Genomic DNA, 24443 nt, shown 5'->3' with positions numbered 1-24443 from the left:
CCACCTACCTTCGAGGACAGCACCACCTGACGCTCTGAGCACAGAACGTCAGAGATTCCAGCCTCGGAGAGACACCATGGCCAAGATTCTGTTCGTCGTGACCGGCGCCGACCACTGGACGCTGGCCGACGGAACCCAGCACCCGACCGGCTTCTGGGCCGAGGAGGCCGTCGCGCCGTACGAGGCGCTCAAGGCCGCCGGGCACGAGATCGTCGTCGCGACACCGGGCGGCGTCGTGCCGACCGTCGACCAGGCCAGCCTCGCACCCCAGTTCAACGGCGGCAAGGAAGGCGCCGACAAGGTCGCCACGACCCTCGCGGAGATCAGCGAGTTCCTCCGGCCGCTCAAGCTGGCGGAGGTCGACCTCGCCGACTATGCGGCCGTCTTCTACCCCGGCGGCCACGGCCCCATGGAGGACCTCGCCGTCGACGCCACGTCCGGCAGGCTCCTGACCGCCGCCCTGGAGTCCGGCAAGCCGCTCGGCGTCGTCTGCCACGGCCCGGCCGCGCTGCTCGCCGCCACCAAGGAGGACGGCACCAACACGTTCGCCGGGTACGAGGTCACCGGCTTCACCAATGCCGAGGAGACGCAGTCCGGCTTCGCGGAGAAGGCCAAGTGGCTGCTCCAGGACCGGCTCGTCGCGGCGGGCGTCGACTTCCAGGAGGGTGAGGCCTGGGCCCCCAAGGTGGTCGTCGACCGGAACCTGATCACCGGTCAGAACCCCGCATCCGCGGCTCCGTTGGCGGCCGAGCTCGTCAAGAAGCTGGCCTGACCCTCATGGGTACCGACCGGCTCGACGAGGTCCTCGACGCCACCTACGACTCCCTCACACGGTATGGCGTACGGCGCACGACGATGGACGACATCGCCTCCACGATGGGCGTGTCCCGGTCAGCTGTCTATCAGTACGTCCGCAACAAGGACGACGCCTTCCGCAAGCTCGCCGAGCGCCTGCACACGGAGGCGCTCGCGCGGGCCCGGCAGGCGGCGGCCGACGACACCTCCAGCGCCGAACGCATCCGGGGCGTCCTCGCCGCCAAGCTCGACCTGGTCCTGCGGCTGGCCGGGGACTCTCCGCACTCCGCCGAGCTCCTCGACGCGAAGGCGCGCCTCTTCGGCGACATCTGCCACGGCTTCACCGGTTCGCTGCGGCGCCTGCTCATCGACCTGTTCACGGAAGCGGGGACCCCGGCAAACGTGGAGCCCGCCGAAGCCGCCGACATCTGCATCGCCCTGGTCATAGGCCTGGAGTCCGCGTCCGACGGCCGCCGGCTCTTCGGCCCCGCCACGGACGCGCTCCTGACCGGCCTCCTCGGCTCGCCGGTCGCCACGAAGCCCGGCTGACCGACTCCCCCGCCTCCGCGCCGCCCCACCGCCTCCCCCTCACCCCCCATGCATCACCTCACCTGAGACCTCCCGAGGAGACCCCTCATGCACCACCCCGAAGCGTCCGCCCCCGAAGCGCTCGACTCCGAGGCGCTCGTCGCCAAGCTCCGTGCCACCTTCGCCACCGGCCGTACGCGGCCCCTGGCCTGGCGCGAGGAGCAGCTCACCCAGCTGCGCTCCCTGTTCACGGAGCACCGCGAGGACATCGCGGACGCCCTGTACGCCGACCTGCACAAGCCGCGCACCGAGGCGTACACCGCCGAGGTCGACTTCCCCGTACGCGAGATCGACCACACCCTCGCCAACTTGGAGGAGTGGCTGCGCCCGCAGCCGCTGGCGTCCGGCGCCCTCACGGGGCTGCCCGAGGGGTCGACCGCGGGCACGCAGTACGAGCCGCTCGGCACCGTCCTGATCATCGCGCCGTGGAACTACCCCGTCCAGCTCCTCCTCGTTCCCCTGGTGGGCGCGCTGGCGGCGGGCAACACGGCCGTCCTGAAGCCGAGCGAAGTCACCCCGGCCACCTCCGAGTTGATCGCCCGCCTGATCCCCCAGTACCTGGACACGGACGCCGTCGCCGTCGTCGAGGGCGGCGTGCCGGAGACCACCGCGCTGCTCGCCCAGCGCTACGACCACATCTTCTACACCGGCAATGGAGCCGTCGGCCGGATCGTGATGCGCGCCGCCGCCGAGCACCTCACCCCGGTCACCCTCGAACTCGGCGGCAAGTCACCGGTGTTCGTGGACCGTGACGTCGACGTGGCCGCCGTCGCCACGCGCCTGGCCGAGGCCAAGTTCCGCAACGCGGGCCAGACGTGCGTCGCCCCCGACTACGTCCTCACCGACCCGGACACCGCCGCCGCCCTCGCCAAGGAGCTGCGCACGGCCGTGGAGCGCGTCTTCAGCGCGGACCCCAAGTCCTCGGATACCTACGGACGCATGGTCAACGAGCGGCACTTCGACCGGGTTTCCGCTCTCCTCGACTCCGGGACGACGGCGTTCGGCGGGCAGAGCGACCGCGACGACGTCTACATCGCGCCGACCGTTCTCACCGACGTGAAGCCCGACGAGCCGGTGATGCGGGAGGAGATCTTCGGCCCCGTACTGCCGATCGTGAACGTCGACGGCCTCGACGAGGCCATCGCCTTCATCAACGACCGCGACAAGCCGCTGGCCCTCTACGGCTTCACCGAGAACGACACGACGCGCCGGCGCCTCGCGGCGGAGACGTCGTCGGGCGGGCTCGGCTTCGGCCTTCCGATGGCTCATCTGCGCGTCCCCGAGCTGCCGTTCGGCGGGGTCGGCGAGAGCGGCGTGGGCAACTACCACGGCCCGCACTCCATCGCCACGTTCAGCCACCGCAAGGCCCGGCTCGACGTTCCCCTGAGCTGACGCCCGGCGGGCCCCTGCGACCCCTGTGGCGGCCGTGTGCGGCGCCGACGTCGGGTCTCTCATCGCGGTCCAGGTGCACGCCGACGGCACCGCGTCGCTCGCGGCGCCGTCGACCCGCCCTCAGGCCCCCGCCCTCGGCACCACGAGCCCCGACTCGTACGCCGCGACCACCGCCTGGGTGCGGTCGCGCAGCCCGAGTTTGGCCAGGACCCGGCTCACGTGGGTCTTCACCGTCTCCTCGCTGACGTGCAGCCGCCCGGCGATCTCCGGGTTGGACAGGCCCTCCGCGATCAGCCGGAGCACCTCGGTCTCGCGCGGCGTGAGCGTGTCGACGCGGGCGGCGGGGCCTGCGGGCGGGCTCGGTCTGAGGCGGGCGAACTCGGCGATGAGCCTGCGGGTCACCGTGGGGGCGAGCAGGCCCTCGCCTGCGGCCACCACCCGCACCGCGTCGAAGAGCCGCTCCGCCGTGACGTCCTTGAGCAGGAACCCGGCGGCGCCCGCGCTCAGCGCGTCGTACACGTGCTCGTCCAGGTCGAAGGTGGTGAGGATCAGCACGCGGGTACCGGTCCCGGCGAGCCGCCCGGTCGCCTCGATGCCGTCCATCACCGGCATGCGTACGTCCATCAGGACCAGGTCGGGCAGCAGCTCCCGGCAGAGCTCGACCGCCCGTGCGCCGTCGGCAGCCGTGCCGACGACCGTGAAGTCGGGCTGGGTCGCGAGGAGTCCGGCGTATCCGGCGCGTACTACTTCGTGGTCGTCCGCGATGACGAGGCGCAGAGGTGGGGGTGAGGGTGAGGGTGAGTCCGGGGTGGGGTCGGGGGTGCTGGGGGTGCCCGGCGTGTTGGGGGTGTTCATGCGGCATGCTCCCTCGCCGGCGTCGGGAACGTCGCCTCGATGAGGAAACCTCCGCGCCGCGCAGGGCCCGCCCGCAGCTCGCCGCCGACCATCGCGGCGCGTTCGCGCATGCCGACAAGCCCGTGTCCCTCGTCAAGGTCTTCCGAAATGTGCGGACTTGGGCCGTTGTCGCGTACGCGCAGGCGCAACGCCGCGTGGGTGTAACGGAGTTCGACGTCCACCGCGGCGCCCGGCGCGTGGCGGCGGGTGTTGGTCAGGGCCTCCTGCACGATCCGGTACGCCGTCAGTTCGAGGCCCGGATCCAGTGGACGCACCGGACCCTCGACGATCAGGCGCACGGCGGCGGCCGACGCGTCGCGCGCCTCGTCGACGAGTTCGCCGAGCTGTTCGAGACCCGGCTGGGGGCGGCGGTCCTGCGGCACACCTCCCGCGTCCTCGCGCAGCACGCCGAGCAGCCTGCGCATCTCCGTGAGCGCTGTACGGGCGGTGTCGCCGATGGCCAGGAAGCGTTCGGCGCCGACGGCCGGCAGGCCCGGGGTGGTCAGCCGGGCGGTCTCGGCCTGTACCGCGATCATGGAGATGTGGTGGGCGACGACATCGTGCAACTCCCGCGCGATCCTGGCCCGTTCACCCCTGGCGACGTGTTCCAGGAGGGTGTCCGCGATGGCCTGCTCCGCCGCGCTGTTCACCAGGGCGGTGTCCCGCGCGCTCCTGGCGAGACCCGTACCGGCGGCGACGGCGGCTCCCACCGCGGTGAGGACGGCGAGGAACCGGCCGCCCGCGCCGGATCCCCCGGGCACGGTGACGGCGTACGCGATGAAGGGCAACGGGAGAAGCACGGCCAGGTACTTCAGGCCCCGGCGCCCGGCCTGGTGGAGCGAGACGAGCAGCGCGCAGAGCCCGGCGCCGGTCAGTACGTGGAACGGCGCGAGGGAGAGCAACCCGGCCACTCCGGCGATGACGGCCGCGGCGGCAGCCGTAGTGGTGGCTGCGGTGGCCTTGGCGGCGGAGAAGCCTCGGGAGGTTCTTGGGGCGGCGATGGATCGCGCCGGCCCGTTCGGGAACGAGGGCTGCCCATGGCCGGATCGAGTTCCGTTCGTGCCACCGCGGCGCATGCCCCTTTGGCGCGTGACACTGCGGCTGCCCGCACCCCGACCGACGGCACCCCGGCGAACCGCACCGCCGCCAACTGCCGGAACCCACCCGAAGTCGCCGCCCGCAAGGACCGCGACCGGCACCGTCGTTCCCAGCGCGAGTGACAGGGCAAGCGGCAGCGGTATCTCGCCGTCCGCGCGCAGCAGCACCTCGCTCACGGCGCCGAGCGCCAGGAGCGCCGCTGCGACGACCGGGGTCTCCGGACGGCGCGCGAGGCGGTCGCGCACGACCGCTCTGGAAGATTTCGCCCTCACGTCTGCCATTGTCACCGGCCAGGGGCCCCGCGGAGTCCCTCACGTGAGGGATACGAAGACGGCTCCACCGCGTGACGACCTCCGGGCACGGCGTCTCTAGCCTCGCTTCTCATGGATGGCATCACAGCAACAGCCGATGGCGGCGAGGCAACCATCGAAGTGCGCGGACTGCGCAAGCGGTTCGGGTCGGTCACCGCGGTGGACGGCCTCACCTTCACCGTGGCGCCGGGGCAGGTCACCGGATTCGTCGGTCCCAACGGCGCGGGCAAGTCGACCACCATGCGCATCGTCCTCGGCCTGGACTCCGCCGACGAGGGGACCGCCCTCATCGGCGGCCGTCCCTTCGCGGCGCTGCGTACGCCCCTGCTCGAAGTGGGGGCGCTGCTCGACGCGGCCGCCGTGCATCCCAGCCGCCGGGGACGCGATCACCTCCTGTGGATGGCGCACTCGCACGGGCTGCCGGCGCGGCGCGTCGACGAAGTCCTCGATCTCGTCGGCCTCGGGCAGGCCGCACGGCGCAGGGCGGGTGGGTACTCGCTCGGCATGCGGCAGCGCCTGGGCATCGCGGCGGCGATCCTCGGCGATCCGCCCGTGCTGCTCTTCGACGAACCCGTCAACGGGCTCGACCCGGAGGGCATCCGGTGGATCCGCGGCTTCCTGAAGTCCCTGGCGGCCGAGGGGCGCTCCGTACTGGTCTCCAGCCACCTGATGAGTGAACTGGAGGACACCGCGGACCACTTGGTGGTGGTCGGGCGCGGGCGCGTCATCGCCGACACCAGCGTACGAGAGCTGCTCGCCGCCGCGTCGGGCGATCGCGTCGAGGTGCGGACCTCCGAACGTGCGGCGGCGATGACCGTCCTCGCGGGCGCCGGGGCGAGTGTCGCCGCCACCGGACGCGACACGCTCGCCGTCTCGCGGCTCGCGGCGGAACGGGTCGTGGAACTGCTCGGCGGGGCCGGTGTCGCCTTCTCGGGGGTCGCCGCGCACCGGGCCTCGCTCGAAGAGGCGTACATGGAACTGACCAGGGACGACGTGGAGTTCGCCGCCGAGCACCCGGTCGAGCCCGAGCGCGCGGCTGCCGCCGAACAGCCGGTCAGCGCCGAGCACCCCGCAGAGGAGGGCACGCGATGACCGCCACCGAGACGCCACCCCGCAGGACCCGCACGGCCGTGGTCGGCCGCGACGGCTTCCCGCAGCTCCTGCGCGCCGAGTGGACCAAGCTGCGCACGGTGCGCAGCTGGGGCCTCACCCTGGTGGCCGCGATAGCGGTGACCGTACTGATCTCCCTCTTCTCCGCGTCGAGTTCGGGCCTCGACGTCGAGGGCGGCGGCGGACCAGCCGCGTCCGACGGACCCAGCAGAAACGTCCGCGACGACTTCACCTTCGTGCACCGCACGCTCCCCGCCGACGGCAGCATCACGGCGCGGGTGACAGGACCCACCGGCGCGACCCCCGACCGGGCGCCCGAGTGGGCCAAGGCCGGGGTGATCGTCAAGGAGAGCACCAAGAGCGGTTCCGACTACGCGGCGCTGATGGTCACCGCCGGGCACGGGGTGCGGTTCCAGAGCGACTTCACCCGTGACGTCGCGGGCGGCGCCGCGTCCGCCGACGAGCCGCACTGGCTGCGGCTGACACGGAACGGCGCCACGGTCACGGCGTACGCGTCGGACGACGGCCGAGGCTGGAGGAAGATCGGCTCGGCCGAACTCGGCGAGTCCACGGGCGCGGTCCCGGTCGGCCTCTTCGTCGCGTCGCCCAACACGGAGACCATGAACCGGCAGTTCGGCAACGTATCGATCAGCGACGACCCGTCACGCTCGACCGCGCGCTTCGACGAGGTGACCCTCAAGGGCGCGGCGGGTGGCGCCGGCTGGCAGCGGACCGACGTCGGCCGGTCCAACGGCGAGCAGGGTGAACTGACGCGCTCCGGCGGCACGTTCACGCTCGCCGGTGCCGGGGACATCGCTCCGGGCGCCCCCATGCAGCCCGACCTCGTCGCGACCGCCCTGAACGGCACCCAGCTCGGCCTCGTCCTGATCGCCGCGCTCGGCGTCCTGTTCATCACCGCCGAGTACCGGCGTGGCATGATCCGCACCACGTTCGTGGTCAGCCCGCGCCGCGGCCGGGTCCTGCTCGCCAAGGCCGCGGTGGTCGGCGCGGTCACCTTCGCCGCCGGGCTCGTCGCGTCCATCGCGTCGTTCCTGATCAGCATGCCCGTGCTGCGGGCGAACGGTCACAAACCGCCGAGGTTCCCCGACTACTCGCTGACCGACGGCCCCGTCCTGCGCGCGGTGCTCGGCACGGCGGCCCTGCTCGCCCTGATCGCCGTGCTGGCCCTGGCACTCGGCGCGCTGCTGCGCAGCACCGCCGCCGCCATCACCACCGTCGTCGTGGTGATCGTCCTGCCTCTGATCCTGGTCAGCATGCTGCCGATCGGCCTCTCGCAGTGGCTGCAACGGCTCACGCCCGTCGCGGGGTTCGCGATCCAGGAGACGACGCCGCGCTACGACCAGGTGGCGAGCCTGTGCCTCCCGGAGGACGGCTGCTATCCGCAGGGCGCGTGGACCGGCCTCGCGACGCTGGCCGCGTACGCCGTCGTGGTGCTCGGCATCGCGGTGTGGCGCATCCGGAAGAAGGACGCGTGAGGAGCGTCGTGCGGGGCGGCCACGGTGTCCGGGGGCGCGACGGTCTGGATATCCGCGTACGGGATGGGCTAGGTGTCCGCGCCCGGGGTGGCCCCACCCTCGGAGCGGTGCACGCCGAGTGGACCAAGCTCCGTACCCTGCACAGCACTTGGTGGCTCCTGTTCGCCGTGGTGGCCCTGACCGTCCTCGCGGGCGCGGCCACCGCCGCGTCGTTGACCGCCGGGGACTGCCCGGTCCCTGCCGACTGCCATGAGGACACCGTCAAGCTCAGCCTCACGGGGGTCTGGCTCGGCCAGGGCGCTGTCGTCGTCCTCGCGGTGCTCACGATGAGCGCCGAATACGGCACGGGCACCATCCGTACGACGCTGACGACCGAGCCCGGCCGCGTACGGATGCTCGCCGCCAAGGCCCTGGTCCTCGGCGCGCTGACCGCGGTGGCGGGCACCGTCGGCGTGCTCGGCTCCCTCGTCGCGGGCAGGCTGCTGCTCTCGGCCGACGGCTTCCCGACGCCGGGGCTCACGGAAGGTCCGACCCTGCGCGCGGCCGTCGGCACGGTCCTCTACCTCACGCTCGCCGCCCTGATCGGCCTGGGCGTGGCCACCGCGCTGCGCGACACGGCGACCGCCGTCACTGCCGTCCTCGGCCTCTTCTACGCCTTCCCGCTGCTCGCGGGGCTGCTCGCCGACCCCGACTGGCAGGAGTACGCCCGGCGGGCGGCCCCCGCGACGGCGGGGCTCGCGATTCAGGCGACGGTCGATCTGGATCAGCTGCCGATCGGGCCGTGGGCGGGCATCGGCGTGCTCGCCGCGTACGCGGGCGTGGCGCTCCTCGCGGGCGGGGCGGTGCTGCGGATGCGGGACGCCTGAGAGGGCCCATAAGCCGCTTCTCCCCCATGGACAGCGCGCGAGCTGCTGTGATCTCATCCGTCCGGGCGGATCGATCGACCTTCGGCGTGGATCGATGGACCTGCCACGCTGATCAGCAGGCGATCCCTGTGCAGCATGTGACCGGCCACCGTCCCGGCCCGCGCCCGCGTGGGCCGGTCCTTGCACGTCGTCAAGCATCGTCACGCGTCGTCGCACGTCGGCGGACGTCTCCGCTCAGGCCCGAAAGACCCCCACACATGCAGAAGACCAAGTCCGCGCTCTGGGAGTTTCTCCAGGGCCTCGGCAAGACGTTCATGCTCCCGGTGGCCCTGCTCGCGTTCTGCGGCATCATGCTGGGCATCGGCTCGTCGCTCTCCAGCGAGGCCGTCACCGACAATCTGACCTTCCTCCAGGGCGAGGGCTTCCACCTCGTCTTCACGTGGATGGCGAGCACCGGCCTCGTCGCCTTCAAGTTCCTCCCCGTGATGTTCGCAATAGCCATCCCGCTGGGCCTTGCCCGCGAGGACAAGGGCGTGGCGGCATTCTCCGGTTTTGTCGGGTTCGCGGCGATGAACCTCGCGGTGAACTTCTACCTCACCGCCAAGGGCGTCGACTTCGATGACAACGATGCCATCGCCCATTACGGCATCGCCGACGTCATCGGCATCCAGTCCATCGACACCGGACTGCTCGGCGCCGTGGGCGTTGGCATCGTTGTCAGCGTGCTGCACCGGCGCTTCCGCGCCCAGCGGATGCCGGACGCCCTTGCCTTCTTCGGCGGCCTGCGGTTCGTGCCGATCATCTCCACGCTCGCGCTCAGCCTCGTCGGCCTGCTGATCCCGCTGGTGTGGCCGACGTTCAACGGCTGGATCACGGACCTCGGCCGCGCGATCGGCCACGCGGGCGTCTTCGGCCCGTTCTTCTTCGGCATGGGCGAGGTGCTGCTGCGCCCGATCGGCCTGCACCACATCCTGGTCGCCATGTTCCGCTTCACCGACGTCGGCGGCTCCGGCGCGGTGTGCGGCGACAACGTCTCCGGCGCCCTGAACCTCTTCTACGCGCAGCTCAACTGCTCCCACGCGCCCACCGAAGCGGTCACCAACGCCACCCACTTCCTGTCCCAGGGCAAGATGGCGGTCTACCTCGGCGGCCTGCCGGGCGCGGCCCTTGCGATGTACCACTGCGCGAACAAGAAGATGCGCCCGGAGATCAAGGCGCTGCTGATCTCCGGCGTCGTGGCCTGCGTGGTCGGCGGCATCACCGAACCGCTGGAATTCCTGTTCCTGTTCATCGCACCCTGGCTGTATCTGATCCACGCGGTGCTGGTCGGCCTCGGATTCCTGACGGCCGCGGTACTCGGGGTGTTCATCGGCAACACCGACGGCAACGTCATCGACTGGCTCGTCTTCGGCGTCCTCCAGGGCACGACCACGAAGTGGTACCTCATACCGGTCATCGCGGCGGTGTGGTTCGCCGTGTACTACTTCCTCTTCCGCTGGGCCATCGTCCGCTTCGACCTCAAGACGCCGGGCCGCGACGAGGCCGGGGCGCAGGAGACCGCCTCGGACGAGACCGAGGGAGCGGCTCCGCGTGAGGTGATCGCCGGGAAGTACGACGCCGTGGCGATCCTGGCCGCGATCGGCGGCGCCGACAACATCCAGTCGCTCGACAACTGCATCACCCGCCTGCGCATGACGGTCGCGGACGCCGAACTGGTCGACGAGCCCCGGCTGAAGAAGCTCGGCGCGGTGGGCGTGATCAAGCTCGACGCGCACAACGTGCAGGTCATCATCGGCCCGCAGGTGCAGTCGGTGAAGGACGCGATAGCGACGATGGTCGGGGTCGGCTGACCGATGCGCTCCCCCGACCCCATTCCGTCCACCACCTACGACTTCGACGCCCCCGTCGACCGGCACGGCACCTGGTGCACGCAGTGGGACTACGTGGAGGACCGCTTCGGCGTCCCCGACCTGCTGCCCTTCACCATCTCGGACATGGACTTCGAGACGGCGCCCGAGGTCCTGTCCGCACTGCGGGGCCGCCTGGACCACGGCGTGCTCGGCTACTCCCGCTGGCGCCAGGACGACTTCCTCTCCGCGATCGTCGACTGGTACGGCACGCGTCACGCCACCGAGGTCGCGCCGGAGTCGATCGTCTACGGCCCCTCCGTGATCTACCAGATCGCCCGGCTCCTGCGGCTGTGGTCACGCCCCGGCGACGGAGTCGTGGTGCACACACCGGCGTACGACGCGTTCCCCAAGACCATCGCCGCGCAGGAACGGCGGCTGCTCGGCTGCCCGCTCGACGACTGGGCCGAACTGGAACGGCTGCTCGCGCTGCCGGACACCTCGGTCCTGCTCCTGTGCTCGCCGCACAACCCCACGGGCCATGTGTGGACGGCGGCCGAGCTGGACCGCATCGCGGGGCTGTGCGAGCGGTACGGCGTGGCGGTGATCAGCGACGAGATCCACTCGGACCTCGCGCATCCGCCGTACGTCCACCGCCCATGGGCCCTGCACGGGGGCCGGGACCAGCGTGGTGGCCCCGGCAACCGCTGGGCGATCGTGACATCGGCATCGAAGTCCTTCAACATCCCTGCCCTGACCGGCAGTTACGGCATCATCGGCGACCCCGCCACACGTGACGCCTACCTGCGTCACCTCAAGGAGGCGGACGGACTCTCCTCCCCGGCCGTGCTGTCCCTGGTCGGCCACATCGCGGCGTACCGCGAGGGATCCCCCTGGCTGGAGGCCCTCGGCACCTACCTGCGCGGCAACCTCCAGCTCGTCGCCGACCGCCTGAACGCGGCGTTCCCGGCGCTGGAGTGGACGCCGCCCCAGGCCGGCTACCTCGCCTGGATCGACGTACGCCCCCTGAACGTGGACGACGAGGCGCTGCAACGCGAGCTCGTCGGGACACAGAAGGTGGCCGTCATGCCGGGCACAGCATATGGCTCCCCCGGTCATCTGCGCCTGAACGTGGGCTGCCCACGGGCGAAGGTCGAGCGCGGGGTCGCGGCGGTCATCGAGGCCGTCCGGGCGATCCACCGCGGGGAGGGCGCGGCCTGACGCTCGGGGGCCGCGCCCAGGCGCCACTTGATCGTGAGCGTCGGTGCGCCCTACGTTGCCGCCATCTCTCCGCGCACGATCAGGTCAGGAGCGTCCGATGGGCCGACCCGCCGTGAACCGCACAGCAGTGGTGACCCGGCCCGCCGACGCCCGAGGCTGCCGATGAGCCGCTCCGCCGCCGACCGGCTGCTCGACGTCCTGGGCGCCTTCGACCAGGCGCATCCCGCCCTGACGCTCACACAACTCGCCCGGCGCGCCGGTCTTGCGCTGACCACCGCGCACCGGCTCGCCGGTGCGCTGACGCAGTGGGGCGCCCTGGAAAGGGACGAGGCCGGGCTCTACCACGTGGGGCTGCGCCTGTGGGAGATCGCGGCGCTCGCGCCGCGCGGCCTGGGGCTGCGGCAAGCGGCGCTGCCCTTCCTGGAGGACCTGTACGAGGCCACGCACGAGAACGTCCATCTCGCCGTGCGCGACGGCCTGGAGGTCGTCTACATCGAGCGGCTCTCCGGGCGTTCCGCGGTGGGCGTGCACTCGCAGGTCGGCGCCCGCTGGCCGCTGCACGCCACCGGGGTCGGACTCGTCCTGCTCGCCCACGGGGGCCTCGACCTCCAGGAGCACTACCCCACCGACGCCCTGGCCGCGTTCACGCCGTACACGGTGACCGATCCGGACCGGCTGCGGCGGATGCTGGCCGATGTCCGGCGCGGCGGGGTCGCGGTGAGCGATCGCCAGATCACCGAGGACGCGCTGTCGGTGGCGGCGCCGGTGCGCGGACCGCGCGGTGACGTGGTGGCCGCTGTCTCGGTCGTCGTACCGGTGACGGGCGCGCGGACACCCGCTCTCATTCCGGCCGTCCAGTTGGCCGGACGCGGTATCTCGCGCGCCCTGGGCTGGCAACCCGTCTCGTCCGGGCCGCCGGCTTCCGCCTGACAGAAGTCGCGTTGTGGCGGTGTGCTCCAGGTCACCACTCTGTTCCACGACGCGGGGCGACGGTGCTCCGCGCAGCGACAGGAGGGACGCCTGCCATGTCTTCCACGCCTTCGCCGCCTGCCGGGACCGCCGGTCACACCGCTTTCGCCCGCGATCAGTGGTACGTCGCCGCCTGGTCCTCCGAGGTCGGCCGCGAACTCCTCGCCCGTACGGTCCTCGGCGAACCGCTCGCCCTCTACCGCACGGAGGCGGGCGAGCCGGTCGTCCTCGCCGACCGCTGCGTGCACCGCCGTTACCCGCTCTCGGCGAGCGGTCTCGACGGGGACCGGGTCGTGTGCGGGTACCACGGGTTCACCTACGACACGACCGGGACGTGTGTGTACGTGCCGGGGCAAAAACGCGTTCCGCGTACCGCGCGGGTGAGTTCGTACCCCGTCGCCGAGGTGGACGCGATGGTGTGGGTGTGGATCGGTGACCCGGAACTCGCCGACGCCGCCGTGATCCCGCGGGCCCCGCACCTCGCCGAGGAGGGCTGGGTGACCGTGCGGGGGATGGAGCCGATCGACGCCGACTACGGCCTCCTGGTGGACAACCTGATGGACCTCTCCCACGAGACGTATCTGCACGGCGGCTACATCGGCACCCCGGAGGTCGCCGAGACGCCGATCACCACCGAGGTCGACGAGGCCGCCGGGATCGTACGGGTCTCGCGGCACATGGCCGACGCCGAGTGCCCGCCCTTCTACGCGCGCTCCACCGGGATCGAGGGCCGCATCCAGCGGTTGCAGGACATCGAGTACCACGCGCCCTGCCTGTATCTGCTGCACAGCCGCATCAGCCCGACCGGGACCGACGCGCCGCTGTTCCGCACGGAGATCACGTACGCCATCACGCCGTCGGCGCCCGGCAAGGTGTACGACTTCTGGGCGGTTTCCCGGAACTTCGCCGTCGAGGACGACGAAGTGACCGCGTTCCTGCGGGACTTCAACCACACGGTCGTCATGCAGGACGTGGACGCGCTCAACCTGCTGCAGCGCTCCCTGAACACCGAGCCCGCCGGCTACCAGGAGCTCAGCATCAACATCGACACCGGCGGCCTCGCCGCCCGCCGCATCCTCGCCAAGCTGGCCGCGGGATGAGCGGCGACGTCTTCCGCGTCGACTGGCTCCCCGGCACCGACCTGCTCGACGGCACCTGTCACTGCGGCGCCCGCCACGCCTGCCAGGACCCCGTCACCATGTGGGAGTGGATGCTCGCCCACCCGGACCACCCGGACCACCCCGACCGCCCCACCACCGAGAAGGACCCCGCCTCGTGAGCGAGTTGCTCGATCTCGTCGTCGCCGAGCGGCGCCAGGAATCCGCCGACGTCGTGTCCCTGATCCTGCGCCGCCCCGACGGCGCCCCGCTGCCCGCCTGGGAGCCGGGCGCCCATGTCGACCTCGTCCTGGCCGACGGCCTCGAGCGGCAGTACTCCCTGTGCGGCGGCGACACCAGCTCCTGGCGGATCGCCGTGCTGCGGGAGCGGGAGGGGCGCGGCGGATCGGCGTACGTACACGGCGAGTTGATACCCGGCATCCGGGTGCGAGCCCGCGGGCCGCGCAATCACTTCCCGCTGGAGGCGGCGCCCTCGTACCGGTTCGTGGCGGGCGGCATCGGCATCACCCCGATCCTGCCGATGCTGAACGCGGTCGCCGGGGAGTGGTCGTTGTACTACGGCGGTCGTTCCCGTCAAGCGATGGCGTTCACCGAGGAGTTGGAGACCGGCCACCGCGCCGACCGGATCCGGCTGTGCGAAGGCCCGCTCGACCTTCCGGCGTATCTGGCCGGGCTGCGGCCAGGCGAACTCGTCTATGCCTGCGGTCCGGAGCCCTTGCTGGCCGCGGTCGAGGCGATCGTCCCGCCCGAGGCCCTGCGCACCGAACGCTTCACCGCGACAACGGCCGACACCACCGGGGACAGGCCCTTCGAGGTCGAACTGGCCCGATCCGGGCGTACGTTGACGGTCCCGGCCGACGCGTCCATCCTCGCCACCTTGCGGAAGGCCGGGGTCGAGGTCCTCTACTCCTGCACAGAGGGCACCTGCGGCACCTGCGAGACGGAGGTCCTCGCCGGGGCGGTCGACCATCGCGACAGCGTGCTCACGGAGCAGGAGCGGGCCAGCGACGACACCCTCATGGTGTGCGTCTCGCGGGCGAAGGAGGGGCGGCTCACGCTGGACCTGTGAACGACGCGGGTGGCCGGTGTCCGACCTGGTCAGGGGCGGCGAAGTCGGACGCGGCGGTCCGTACCATTGGTACAGTCACGAGGTTCAGCCCTCGCACCCGGGAGACCCGCACCATGGCCGTCGACGAACTCGACACCCGCATCCTGCGTCTCCTCCTGGAGCAGCCCCGCACCAGCGTCCGCGAGTACGCGCGCGTACTCGGCGTGGCCCGTGGCACCCTACAGGCCCGGCTCGACCGGCTGGAGCGGGACGGGGTGATCACCGGGACGGGTCCCTCCCTCTCGCCCGCCGCGCTCGGGCACCCGGTGCTCGCCTTCGTGCACATCGAAGTCACCCAGGGGCATCTGGACGAGGTGGGTGACGCGCTCGCCGCCGTGCCGGAGATCATCGAGGCCTTCTCGATCACCGGGGGCGGCGATCTCCTGACCCGCGTGGTCGCACGGGACAACGGGCACCTGGAGGACGTGGTCCAGCAGCTGATCCAGATGCCGGGCGTGGTGCGCACCCGTACGGAGATGGCCCTGCGCGAGCGCGTGCCGCACCGGCTGCTCCCGCTCGTCGAGTCGATCGGGCGGGGCTCCGCCGCGCAGAAGTGATCCCGGCGGCCGGGCGGCGGTGAGCTGCGGCTTTGGCATGCTGGAGGGCATGAGCACTCTCGGCAACACCTCGGTCATCTTCGATCTCGACGGCACACTCGTGGACAGCGAGCCGAACTACTTCGAGGCTTCGCGCGCGCTGCTCGCCGAGCACGGCATCGAGTACACCTGGGCCGACAACGAGCAGTACGTGGGCATCGGCACCCAGGAGACCCTCGCCGCCTGGAAGGACCGGTACGGCATCGGCGTACCGGTGGCCGAGCTGCTCACCGAACTCGACCGGCGCTATCTCGCGCTGGCCCGCGCCGACACGCACGTCTTCCCGGAGATGCGCAAGCTCGTGGAGCGGCTGCACGGAGCCGGGGTGCCGTTGGCCGTGGCCTCCGGGTCCTCGCGGGCGGCCATCGACGCGATCCTCTCGGGCACCGGCCTGGACGCGCTCCTGACCACGGTCGTCTCGGCCGACGAGGTCGCGCGGGGCAAGCCGGCGCCCGACGTGTTCCTGGCGGCGGCGGCGCTCCTCGGCGCCGACCCGGCCGACTGCGTGGTCCTGGAGGACGCCGCTCCGGGTGCGGCGGCGGCGCACGCGGCGGGTATGCGCTGCATCGCGGTCCCGTATGTCACCGCCCACGCGGACGCTCCCGCGTTCGCGGCGGCGGGGCTGCTGGTGCGGGGCGGGCAGGCGGCGTTCACCGCGCCTGCCGCGTGGGACTACTTGGCGTCGGTTTCGCGGCCGTAGGCATCGCCGTGGCGTGTGCCCGCGCGGTACGGCTGTGCGGCGGGGCGGCTTGTCGCAAGGCCGCGGTTCCTCAGCGTGCGGGGCCGACTCCGAGCAGGTGCAGGAACATGGCGGTCACATCGCGCACGGCCGCGTCGTAGGTCTCCGGAGCGGCTGCCGTGAGCCGGGCGAACTGGATGCTCATGCCGCCGACCGCGCGGGCCACGGCGAGCGGATCGGCGACCGGGTGGGCCTTGCCCTCGGCCGCCAGGCGCCGGATGTAGCGGGCGGACCGGTGGACGGGGCGCTCCTGGGTCTCCTGCCACAGGGCGCGCACGTCGTCGTCCGTCTGCGCCTGCTGCTCAAGCAGGCGCAGCAGCGGCAGGTGGCGGGCGTACGCGGCGATGAAGGCGGCGGTGGACGCCCCGACGACCTCGCGCGCGTCGTCCCTGTCGACGCCCGGCACGTCCTGCGCGGCGAGGAACGCGTCCCGTACGCGCACCGCGAGGACGCGGAAGACCTCCTCCTTGGACGCGAAGTACACATAGAAGCCCGCCCGCGAGACGTCCGCCTCCGCCGTGATGTCGGCGATGGTCGTCGCGCCGTACCCGCGCCGCGCGAACACGGTCTCGGCGGCGTCCAGGAGCCGTCCGTGGGCCGGTGCGTCGGTGCGGTCGCGGGCGGTGCGGGTCGCCCAGGGCTGCTGGTGTCGTGCCACGCGGCGAGCTTATTGACGTTGACGCCAATGTCAATGAGCATGGCGGCGCCGGATACCTCAGGAGGGCTCCATGGGTTCTGCCGCCGTGCTCGTCGCCAACCGCGGGGAGATAGCCGTGCGTGTGCTGCAGGCCGCCGCGGAGGCCGGACTGCGTACCGTCGCGGTGTACGCCGATGACGACGCCGCCGCGCGACATGTCCAACTGGCCGATGATGCACAGCCGTTGGGCGGTACGGGTCCGGCCGCCCATCTGGACGCGGACGCGGTGCTCGCCGCGGCCCGCCGCTCCGGGTGCGAGCTGGTGCACCCCGGCTATGGGTTCCTCAGCGAGGACGCGGATTTCGCGGCGCGGTGTGCGGAGGCCGGGCTGCGGTTCGTGGGGCCGTCCCCCGAGGTGCTCGGACTGTTCGGCGACAAGGCACGCGCGCGTGCGCTCGCCGTGAGCCTCGGGGTGCCCGTCCTCGCGGGCACGGAAGGGTCCACGAGCCTGCCGGAGGCCGCGGAGTTCCTTGCCGGGCTCGGCCCTCGTGGTGCGGTGATGGTGAAGGCCATCGGTGGCGGCGGCGGGCGCGGTATACGGGCCGTGCGGCACCCGGACGAGCTTGCGGACGCCTGGGAGCGCTGCCGCTCGGAGGCCCAGCAGGGCTTCGGGCGCGGGGAGTTGTACGTGGAGGAGCTGCTGGCCGGGGCCCGCCACATCGAGGTCCAGATCCTGGGCGACACGACCGGTGAGGTCACCCACCTCTGGGAGCGCGACTGCAGCGCCCAGCGCCGCCACCAGAAGCTCGTGGAGATCGCTCCGGCGCCCGGACTCTCCCCGGCCGTCCGCGAGAAGCTCGTGGACGCGTCCCTGCGGATGGCGCGCGCGTGCGGCTACACCGGTCTCGGCACCTTCGAATTCCTGCTCCTCGGTGAGGAGTTCCACTTCATCGAGGCGAACCCGCGCCTCCAGGTCGAGCACACGGTCACCGAGGAGGTGACGGGCGTCGACCTGGTCGTGGCACAACTGCGCCTGGCCGCGGGCGATTCACTCGCGTCGCTCGGACTGGGAGGTCCTCCGCCCGAGCCGCGCGGCTACGCCCTCCAGGCACGCGTGAACGCCGAGTCACCGGCCGCCGACGGTACGGCGCTCCCCTCCACGGGCACGCTCACCCGCTTCGACGTGCCGACGGGCCCGGGAGTGCGCGTGGACACCGCGGCACGCAACGGCGCGGAGATCGGGGCGCGTTACGACTCACTGCTCGCCAAGGTGATCACGCACGCGCCGCACGGTGACTTCGCGGCGGTCTGCGAACGGGCGTCGCGCGCGCTCGCGGACTTCGCCGTCGAGGGCGTACGCACCGGAATTCCCCTGCTCCGCGCGCTGCTCACCCACCCTGGCTTCACCGCGGGCGGCGCACACACGGATTTCGTGGCCGAGCACATGGCGGAGCTGCTGCCCGCCGCGTCGCATCCGCCGCAGGCGCTCCCGGGCGATACGACGATCACCGCCCCCATGACGGGGGCGGTCGTCGCCGTCGACGTGTCGGAGGGCGAACAGGTCGCGGCGGGGCAGGGGTTGCTCGTAATCGAAGCGATGAAGATGGAGCACGTGCTGCGCGCGGACGCCTCCGGAACCGTGACCGCACTCCACGCGCGCGTGGGCGACACGGCATCGCAGGGCCACCCCTTGGTGACGGTGGACGCGTCGGCGGCGGGCGATGCGGCCACGGCGCACGCCGAGGAGGCCGCGGACCCGGACGCCGTCCGCCCCGACCTGGCCGAAGCCCTGGCCCGGCACGCGTTCGGGCTGGACGCGCACCGCCCCGAAGCCGTCGACAAGCGTCACCGCATCGGGCGGCGCACGGCCCGCGAGAACATCCAGGACCTGTGCGACGAGGGCACGTTCACGGAGTACGGCGCGCTGGCCATCGCCGCCCAGCGCCGCCGCCGCTCCCTCGACGACCTGATCGCCTCGACGCCCGCCGACGGCATGGTCACCGGCACGGGGCGGATCGACGGCGTGCGGTGCGTGGCGATGTCGTACGACTACACCGTGCTCGCCGGGACCCAGGGCCTGCAGAACCACCGCAAGACGGACCGGATGCTCCAGCTCGCCGAGGAGCGCCTGTTGCCCGTGGTGCTGTTCGCGGAGGGCGGCGGCGGACGCCCCGGGGACACCGACACGACGTCCGTCGCCGGACTCGACGTGACGACGTTCCACCGGATGGGCCGCCTCAGCGGCCGAGTCCCCCTGGTGGGCATCGCGTCGGGACGCTGCTTCGCCGGGAACGCCGCGCTGCTCGGCTGCTGCGACGTGGTGATCGCGACGCCGGAGGCGAGCATCGGGATGGGCGGCCCCGCGATGATCGAGGGCGGCGGCCTCGGCGTGTACCGCCCCGAGGAGGTGGGCCCCCTGTCCGTGCAGGTGCCGAACGGCGTCGTGGACATCGCGGTGGCGGACGAGGCCGAGGCGGTGCGGGTGGCGCGGAAGTACCTCGCGTACTTCTCGTCCGAGGCGTACGAGGGTGGGGCGGGCTCGTACGAGGGTGGGGCGGGCGGCGGCCGGGAGGCGCCGGACCCGCGCGGGCTGCGGCACGTGGTTCCGGAGAACCGGCGCCGCGCCTATGACGTGCGGGCCGCGATCGAGGGCATCGCCGACACGGACTCGGTCCTTGAGCTGCGGCGCGGCTTCGGCGTCGGCATCATCACGGCGCTCGTACGCGTCGAGGGCAGGCCGATGGGGCTGCTCGCCAACAACCCCGGGCACCTGGGCGGGGCGATCGACCGTGACGCCGCGGACAAGGCGGAGCGCTTCCTGCGGCTGTGCGACGCGTTCGGGCTGCCCGTCGTCTCGCTCTGTGACACGCCGGGCTTCATGGTCGGCCCGGACGCCGAACGGACCGCGACCGTACGGCACTTCTCCCGGCTCTTCGTGACCGGCGCCCAACTGCGCGTCCCCCTGGTGAGCTTGGTACTGCGCAAGGCGTACGGGCTCGGCGCGATGGCCATGATGGGCGGCTCCACCCGCGCACCCGTGGCGACGGCCGCGTGGCCGAGCGGTGAGTTCGGCGGGATGGGGCTAGAGGGCGCCGTCCGCCTGGGCTACCGCAAGGAACTGGATGCGATCGCCGATGCCGACGAGCGCCGGCGGGTGTTCGATGCCCATGTCGCCGAGCTGTACGAACACGGCAAGGCGGTGAACGCCGCGGCCGCGCTGGAGATCGACGCGGTCATCGACCCGGCGGATTCGCGGAGTTGGATCCTGTCGGCGTTGGAGGGCGGTTCGGGAGCGCCGTGACCGTGACCGTCGCCGTCGCCGTCGGCAGCGTCAGGCCCAGCCGGATGGACCCACCCCTAGCCCTCCCGCCACCCCCTCAGTACATGATCCCCACGAGGCCGTCCCCCTGCTCGGCGCAGACGAGGCCGCCCGCGCAGCAAGCGCCCCAGCTGCCGGATGCGGGCCCCACCAGCGTCACCCGCTCCCAGTGCTCCGCCGTCGGCGTGGCCCGTGAGAGGCGCAGGCCGAGTTCGTCCACCGCCATGTCGGCCGGCGGCGGGCCGCCGGGCGGCGGCGATGCGGGGATGCCGGGCAGGACGGCCACGATCTCCGCGGCGGGGTAGCCGAACAGGTCTATGTCCTCCCAGGCCACCGGAGTCGCCTCCGTGCCGTCCGCCTGGGCGGCCCGCGCCTGGATCTCCACGCGGGCCAGCCGGTCCGTGGCCCCGGGTCCGCCACCGCCGAAGCCGAGGACGACCCCGCCGAGCTCGGCGTCGAAGCTCCAGTCGGGCTCGTAGAGGAGGCCGCCGAGCCATGCGTCGTGCGCGTGCCGAAGCTCCGCGTACTGGTCAAGGGTCAGCCCCATGCACTGGCGGTGGTGCGTGACCCTGTCGGGCGGCAGCAGTTCCAGGACCTCGCCGGGAGTCATCCCGAACTTCAACAGCCCAGCGCCGCCCGGCAGTTCTACGCCGACTTCTCGCAACAACTCCAACATTGCACCATTGTTCACCCCTTGGCCCAGGTGGCAAGGGTGTTCACGGGATCACACAGAAACCGGTGCGCGGTCGGCGGTCGGAGCGAGTCGTCGGGGGCCGGTGGTCAGGACTGGGGACGGCTCCCGTGATTGGCCGCGTGCTTGCGGCGTGCCTTCTTCTTGCGGCGTCGCTTCGATGACATGGGATTCCCCTGTCTCCAGTGTCTCCGGGTCCCCCCGGAGTGACATTCAGGACATTTCCCACCGTTTCACACAGCCACCTGCCCGGCGACCGGACCGGACCGTAAGCCCGCGTACGAACAAGCCCCTCACGACGGCCGCGGCGCGACCTGGCCGGAGACCGCCCCCGCGTGCCGGAGCCACACGTAGTCGACCGGCTGTGGGACGTTCCACTCCGCGGCCAGCGCGGGAGCCACGGGCAGAAATCCGGCCGCGCGATAGCAGCGCAGGGCGGCGGCGTTCCCCGGATGTACGCGCAGGAAGACCTCCGCGTACCCGGTCCGCAGGGCCAGCTCGGTCAGCCCCCGCACCAGCTCGCGCCCGGCCCCCTCCCCACGGGAGCCGGGCGCGACGATGATCCGGGCGAGTTCGGCCTCGTCCTCCGCGGCGTCGCACCACACCTCTCCGTAGCCGACGAGCCGCTCGCCCTCAGCCAGCACACAGCCCCGCACATCCCCCTCCCGCTGCCATCCGCGGACCACGGCCGCGGCCACGGGGAAGTCCCGCAGCCCGCACCACAAGGCCACCTCACCTGCACAGACGGGCCAGCTCGCCACGGTGGCGGCATCCGCCACGGCGAAGGGTCGAAGCTCCATGTACGATCGCTCCCGCCATGCAGATGAATGCCAAATACACCAGTCTCGTCGCGGTAGGCGACTCCTTCACCGAGGGCATGTCTGACCGGCTGCCCGACGGCAGCTACCGCGGCTGGGCCGATCTGCTCGCCGCCCGGATGGCTGCCGCTTCCCCTGGTTTCCGGTACGCCAACCTCGCGGTGCGCGGGAAACTCATCAGGCAGATCGTCGACGAGCAGGTGGACGTCGCGGCCGCGATGCAGCCCGATGTGATCACCCTGGTGGGCGGCCTCAACGACACGCTGCGCCCCAAGTGCGACATGGTCCGCGTACGCGACCTCCTGGAGGAGGCGGTGGAACGCCTCGCCCCCTCCTGCAAGAAGCTCGTCCTGATGCACAGCCCCGGCCGGAACGGCCCGGTGTTCCAGCGTTTCCGCCCGCGCATCGAAGAGCTCTTCAAGCACATCGACGACCTGGCGGTGCGGCACGACGCCACGGTCGTGAACCTGTACGGATCGGCCGCGCTCGGCGACCAGCGCCTCTGGGACGTGGACCGGCTGCATCTGACGGCCGAGGGGCACCGCCGGGTCGCCGAAGCGGTGTGGCAGGGGCTGGGCTACGCCCCCGAGGACGACTGGAATTCCGTGCTCCCGCCCACATCCCCGCCGAACTGGGGCACGCGCCGCGTCGCCGACGCCCGCTTCGCCAGGCAGCACCTGGCCCCATGGATCGCCCGCCGCCTCACGGGCCGCTCCTCGGGCGACGGCCTCCCGGCCAAGCGGCCGGAGCTGCTGCCTTACGAGGATCCGTCCGCGTAAGAGGGCTCCTACTCCTCCTCCACCTCGTCCTCGAAGTGCAGCGCGATGGACTGCAGCACGTCCGCCGACGTCACATCGGTGCGGCCCTCGTCGTGCGCCTCGGCGAGCTGCGCGAAGGAGAAGGCGAAGGCCGACGTGATCTGCTCGATGACCGGGCTCAGCTCCCGGCCCACCACCTCCGCGACCTCGATGGGCGTGGCGTCGGACGGGATCTCGATGCGCGGCAGCATCTCCTCGAGCATCGTGCCGACCGCGCCACTGGGTTCGACCTCGCCGTCCGGGTTCTCTCGTACTTGTCGGCGCATCTCGATCGCCTCGGTCAGGATGCCGACGACTCTTTGGATGATCTCCCGCTGCTCCATGCGTTCAACCCTAGACGTACGTGGATCACCAGGAGTTGCGGCGGACCGCCGACCGTGGGCCGCGCCGCGTCGATCGTCCTGGACGATGCTCCAATGACCTGCGGCTTCTCGACTGTAGGGACGGTCAAAGAGCAGGTCGGACGGCAGGTAAACTCCGTACACGTGACTGCCGCGCCTGCAAAGCCCCGTATCCCGAACGTCCTCGCCGGGCGTTACGCCTCCGCCGAGCTCGCCACCCTCTGGTCGCCCGAGCAGAAGGTCAAGCTGGAGCGTCAGCTCTGGCTCGCCGTCCTGCGGGCCCAGAAGGACCTGGGCATCGAGGTGCCGGACGCCGCCCTCGCCGACTACGAGCGCGTTATCGACGACGTCGACCTCGCCTCGATCGCCGAGCGCGAGAAGGTCACGCGCCACGACGTGAAGGCCCGCATCGAGGAGTTCAACGCTCTCGCCGGGCACGAGCAGGTCCACAAGGGCATGACCTCGCGCGACCTGACCGAGAACGTGGAGCAGCTGCAGGTCCGGCTCTCCCTGGAGCTGGTGCGCGATCGCACCGTCGCGGTGCTCGCGCGGCTCGGAAAGCTCTCGGGCGAGTACGCCGAGCTGGTCATGGCGGGCCGCTCGCACAACGTCGCCGCGCAGGCGACGACGCTCGGCAAGCGTTTCGCGACGACGGCCGACGAGCTGCTCGTCGCGTACCGCCGCGTCGACGACCTGCTGCGCCGCTACCCGCTGCGTGGCATCAAGGGCCCCGTCGGCACCGCCCAGGACATGCTCGACCTGCTCGGCGGCGACGCCGACAAGCTCACCGACCTGGAGCAGCGGATCGCCGGGCACCTCGGCTTCGACCGCGCCTTCACCTCGGTCGGCCAGGTCTACCCGCGCTCCCTGGACTACGAGGTCGTCACCGCCCTGGTGCAGCTGGCCTCCGGGCCCTCCTCGATGGCCAAGACGATCCGTCTGATGGCCGGGCACGAGCTCGTCACCGAGGGTTTCAAGCCGGGCCAGGTCGGCTCGTCCGCGATGCCGCACAAGATGAACACCCGCTCCTGCGAGCGCGTCAACGGCCTCACCGTCATCCTGCGCGGGTACGCGTCGATGACCGGCGAGCTGGCGGGCGACCAGTGGAACGAGGGCGACGTCTCCTGCTCGGTCGTACGCCGGGTCGCCCTGCCGGACGCGTTCTTCGCGCTCGACGGGCTCCTGGAGACCTTCCTGACCGTGCTCGACGAGTTCGGCGCCTTCCCGGCCGTCGTCGCGCGTGAGCTGGACCGCTACCTCCCCTTCCTCGCCACGACCAAGGTCCTGATGGCCTCGGTGCGGGCGGGCGTCGGCCGCGAGGAGGCCCACGAGGCCATCAAGGAGAACGCCGTCGCCTCCGCGCTCGCCATGCGCGAGCAGGGCGCCGAGCGCAACGAACTCCTCGACAAGCTCGCCGCCGACTCGCGCATTCCGCTGGACCGCGCCGAGCTCGACGAGCTGATGGCCGACAAGCTGTCGTTCACGGGCGCGGCCGGCGACCAGGTCGCCGCCGTCGTCGCGCAGATCGAGGTGCTGCTCAAGGAGCACCCCGAGGCCGCGGCCTACGCCCCGGGCGCGATTCTCTAGGTTTCTCGGGCGCACCGGGTCGCCGCGCGTCGGACGACCCGGCAGAGCACGCACGGCACAGACGAGCAGCCGAGGCCTTCGGGC

At 71.9% G+C, this 24443-nt stretch carries 23 protein-coding genes; 17 read left to right on the top strand and 6 right to left on the bottom strand.

Annotated elements, in window-relative coordinates:
• The first annotated feature begins 76 nt into the window (after positions 1-76).
• The 3 genes from ACFUPX_RS38845 to ACFUPX_RS38835 all read left to right on the top strand — a co-directional run bounded on the left by ACFUPX_RS38845 (position 77) and on the right by ACFUPX_RS38835 (position 2775).
• Entirely contained in the window at positions 77-772 is a 696-nt protein-coding gene (locus ACFUPX_RS38845) for a type 1 glutamine amidotransferase domain-containing protein (RefSeq protein WP_383333477.1), read from the top strand.
• Between the two features lie 5 nt (positions 773-777).
• Entirely contained in the window at positions 778-1344 is a 567-nt protein-coding gene (locus ACFUPX_RS38840) for a TetR/AcrR family transcriptional regulator (RefSeq protein WP_383333475.1), read from the top strand.
• Between the two features lie 87 nt (positions 1345-1431).
• Entirely contained in the window at positions 1432-2775 is a 1344-nt protein-coding gene (locus ACFUPX_RS38835; protein ID WP_383333473.1) for an aldehyde dehydrogenase family protein, read from the top strand.
• Between the two features lie 120 nt (positions 2776-2895).
• Here the strand turns inward: ACFUPX_RS38835 and ACFUPX_RS38830 are convergent, their stop codons facing one another.
• On the bottom strand, positions 2896-3630 hold the full coding sequence (locus ACFUPX_RS38830) for a response regulator (protein WP_383333471.1): 735 nt from the start codon (positions 3628-3630) through the stop codon (positions 2896-2898).
• Positions 3627-5039 (bottom strand): sensor histidine kinase, encoded by a 1413-nt coding sequence (locus ACFUPX_RS38825; protein ID WP_383333469.1) that lies wholly within the window; start codon positions 5037-5039, stop codon positions 3627-3629. Before ACFUPX_RS38825 ends, ACFUPX_RS38830 begins: the two co-directional genes overlap by 4 nt.
• A 111-nt stretch (positions 5040-5150) precedes the next feature.
• On the opposite strand from ACFUPX_RS38825, the gene ACFUPX_RS38820 reads away from it, so the two are divergent.
• The 11 genes from ACFUPX_RS38820 to ACFUPX_RS38770 all read left to right on the top strand — a co-directional run bounded on the left by ACFUPX_RS38820 (position 5151) and on the right by ACFUPX_RS38770 (position 16109).
• Positions 5151-6170: an ABC transporter ATP-binding protein gene (locus ACFUPX_RS38820; protein WP_383333467.1), complete on the top strand. Its 1020-nt coding sequence runs from the start codon at positions 5151-5153 to the stop codon at positions 6168-6170.
• The gene (locus ACFUPX_RS38815) at positions 6167-7684 is read left to right on the top strand and encodes a DUF1349 domain-containing protein (RefSeq protein ID WP_383333465.1); all 1518 of its coding nucleotides are present in this window, start codon (positions 6167-6169) and stop codon (positions 7682-7684) included. Before ACFUPX_RS38820 ends, ACFUPX_RS38815 begins: the two co-directional genes overlap by 4 nt.
• 107 nt (positions 7685-7791) lie before the next feature.
• Complete coding sequence (locus ACFUPX_RS38810) at positions 7792-8550, top strand: ABC transporter permease subunit (protein WP_383333463.1); 759 nt, start codon at positions 7792-7794, stop codon at positions 8548-8550.
• 257 nt (positions 8551-8807) lie between these two features.
• Positions 8808-10400 (top strand): maltose/glucose-specific PTS transporter subunit IIBC, encoded by a 1593-nt coding sequence (gene malX, locus ACFUPX_RS38805; RefSeq protein WP_383333461.1) that lies wholly within the window; start codon positions 8808-8810, stop codon positions 10398-10400.
• 3 nt (positions 10401-10403) lie between these two features.
• Entirely contained in the window at positions 10404-11618 is a 1215-nt protein-coding gene (locus ACFUPX_RS38800; protein ID WP_383333459.1) for a MalY/PatB family protein, read from the top strand.
• Between the two features lie 162 nt (positions 11619-11780).
• Complete coding sequence (locus ACFUPX_RS38795) at positions 11781-12548, top strand: IclR family transcriptional regulator (protein WP_383333457.1); 768 nt, start codon at positions 11781-11783, stop codon at positions 12546-12548.
• 95 nt (positions 12549-12643) lie between these two features.
• The gene (locus tag ACFUPX_RS38790) at positions 12644-13687 is read left to right on the top strand and encodes a Rieske 2Fe-2S domain-containing protein (RefSeq protein WP_383333454.1); all 1044 of its coding nucleotides are present in this window, start codon (positions 12644-12646) and stop codon (positions 13685-13687) included.
• Positions 13684-13866: a hypothetical protein gene (locus tag ACFUPX_RS38785; RefSeq protein ID WP_383333452.1), complete on the top strand. Its 183-nt coding sequence runs from the start codon at positions 13684-13686 to the stop codon at positions 13864-13866. Before ACFUPX_RS38790 ends, ACFUPX_RS38785 begins: the two co-directional genes overlap by 4 nt.
• Positions 13863-14774, top strand: coding sequence for a PDR/VanB family oxidoreductase (locus ACFUPX_RS38780; RefSeq protein WP_383333450.1), 912 nt, complete (start codon positions 13863-13865; stop codon positions 14772-14774). The genes ACFUPX_RS38785 and ACFUPX_RS38780 overlap by 4 nt, the downstream gene beginning before the upstream one ends.
• A gap of 113 nt (positions 14775-14887) precedes the next feature.
• Positions 14888-15370: an Lrp/AsnC family transcriptional regulator gene (locus tag ACFUPX_RS38775; protein WP_383333448.1), complete on the top strand. Its 483-nt coding sequence runs from the start codon at positions 14888-14890 to the stop codon at positions 15368-15370.
• Positions 15371-15419: 49 nt separating this feature from the next.
• The gene (locus ACFUPX_RS38770; RefSeq protein WP_383333446.1) at positions 15420-16109 is read left to right on the top strand and encodes an HAD family hydrolase; all 690 of its coding nucleotides are present in this window, start codon (positions 15420-15422) and stop codon (positions 16107-16109) included.
• 70 nt (positions 16110-16179) lie between these two features.
• Here ACFUPX_RS38770 and ACFUPX_RS38765 read toward each other — a convergent pair whose 3' ends face one another.
• Positions 16180-16806, bottom strand: a complete 627-nt coding sequence (locus ACFUPX_RS38765) for a TetR/AcrR family transcriptional regulator (protein WP_383333444.1) — start codon at positions 16804-16806, stop codon at positions 16180-16182.
• 70 nt (positions 16807-16876) lie between these two features.
• Between ACFUPX_RS38765 and ACFUPX_RS38760 the strand changes: the two genes are divergently transcribed.
• Positions 16877-20086, top strand: coding sequence for a carboxyl transferase domain-containing protein (locus ACFUPX_RS38760; RefSeq protein ID WP_383333442.1), 3210 nt, complete (start codon positions 16877-16879; stop codon positions 20084-20086).
• A gap of 76 nt (positions 20087-20162) precedes the next feature.
• Here ACFUPX_RS38760 and ACFUPX_RS38755 read toward each other — a convergent pair whose 3' ends face one another.
• Positions 20163-20780 carry a hypothetical protein gene (locus tag ACFUPX_RS38755; RefSeq protein ID WP_383333440.1) on the bottom strand — a complete coding sequence of 206 codons (618 nt, stop codon included), beginning with the start codon at positions 20778-20780 and terminating at the stop codon, positions 20163-20165.
• Between the two features lie 308 nt (positions 20781-21088).
• Positions 21089-21595 carry a GNAT family N-acetyltransferase gene (locus ACFUPX_RS38750; RefSeq protein ID WP_383333438.1) on the bottom strand — a complete coding sequence of 169 codons (507 nt, stop codon included), beginning with the start codon at positions 21593-21595 and terminating at the stop codon, positions 21089-21091.
• Positions 21596-21612: 17 nt separating this feature from the next.
• Between ACFUPX_RS38750 and ACFUPX_RS38745 the strand changes: the two genes are divergently transcribed.
• On the top strand, positions 21613-22392 hold the full coding sequence (locus ACFUPX_RS38745) for an SGNH/GDSL hydrolase family protein (protein ID WP_383333436.1): 780 nt from the start codon (positions 21613-21615) through the stop codon (positions 22390-22392).
• Between the two features lie 8 nt (positions 22393-22400).
• Here the strand turns inward: ACFUPX_RS38745 and ACFUPX_RS38740 are convergent, their stop codons facing one another.
• Complete coding sequence (locus ACFUPX_RS38740) at positions 22401-22754, bottom strand: hypothetical protein (RefSeq protein WP_383333434.1); 354 nt, start codon at positions 22752-22754, stop codon at positions 22401-22403.
• Positions 22755-22916: 162 nt separating this feature from the next.
• Between ACFUPX_RS38740 and purB the strand changes: the two genes are divergently transcribed.
• The gene (gene purB, locus ACFUPX_RS38735) at positions 22917-24359 is read left to right on the top strand and encodes an adenylosuccinate lyase (protein WP_383333431.1); all 1443 of its coding nucleotides are present in this window, start codon (positions 22917-22919) and stop codon (positions 24357-24359) included.
• The last annotated feature ends 84 nt before the right edge of the window (positions 24360-24443 follow it).

It is taken from the genome of Streptomyces sp. NPDC057302, from assembly GCF_042667685.1.
Classification (GTDB): Bacteria; Actinomycetota; Actinomycetes; order Streptomycetales; family Streptomycetaceae; genus Streptomyces.
Note: the sequence above shows the minus strand (reverse complement) of the source record. Positions and strands in the feature narration are given on the sequence as shown.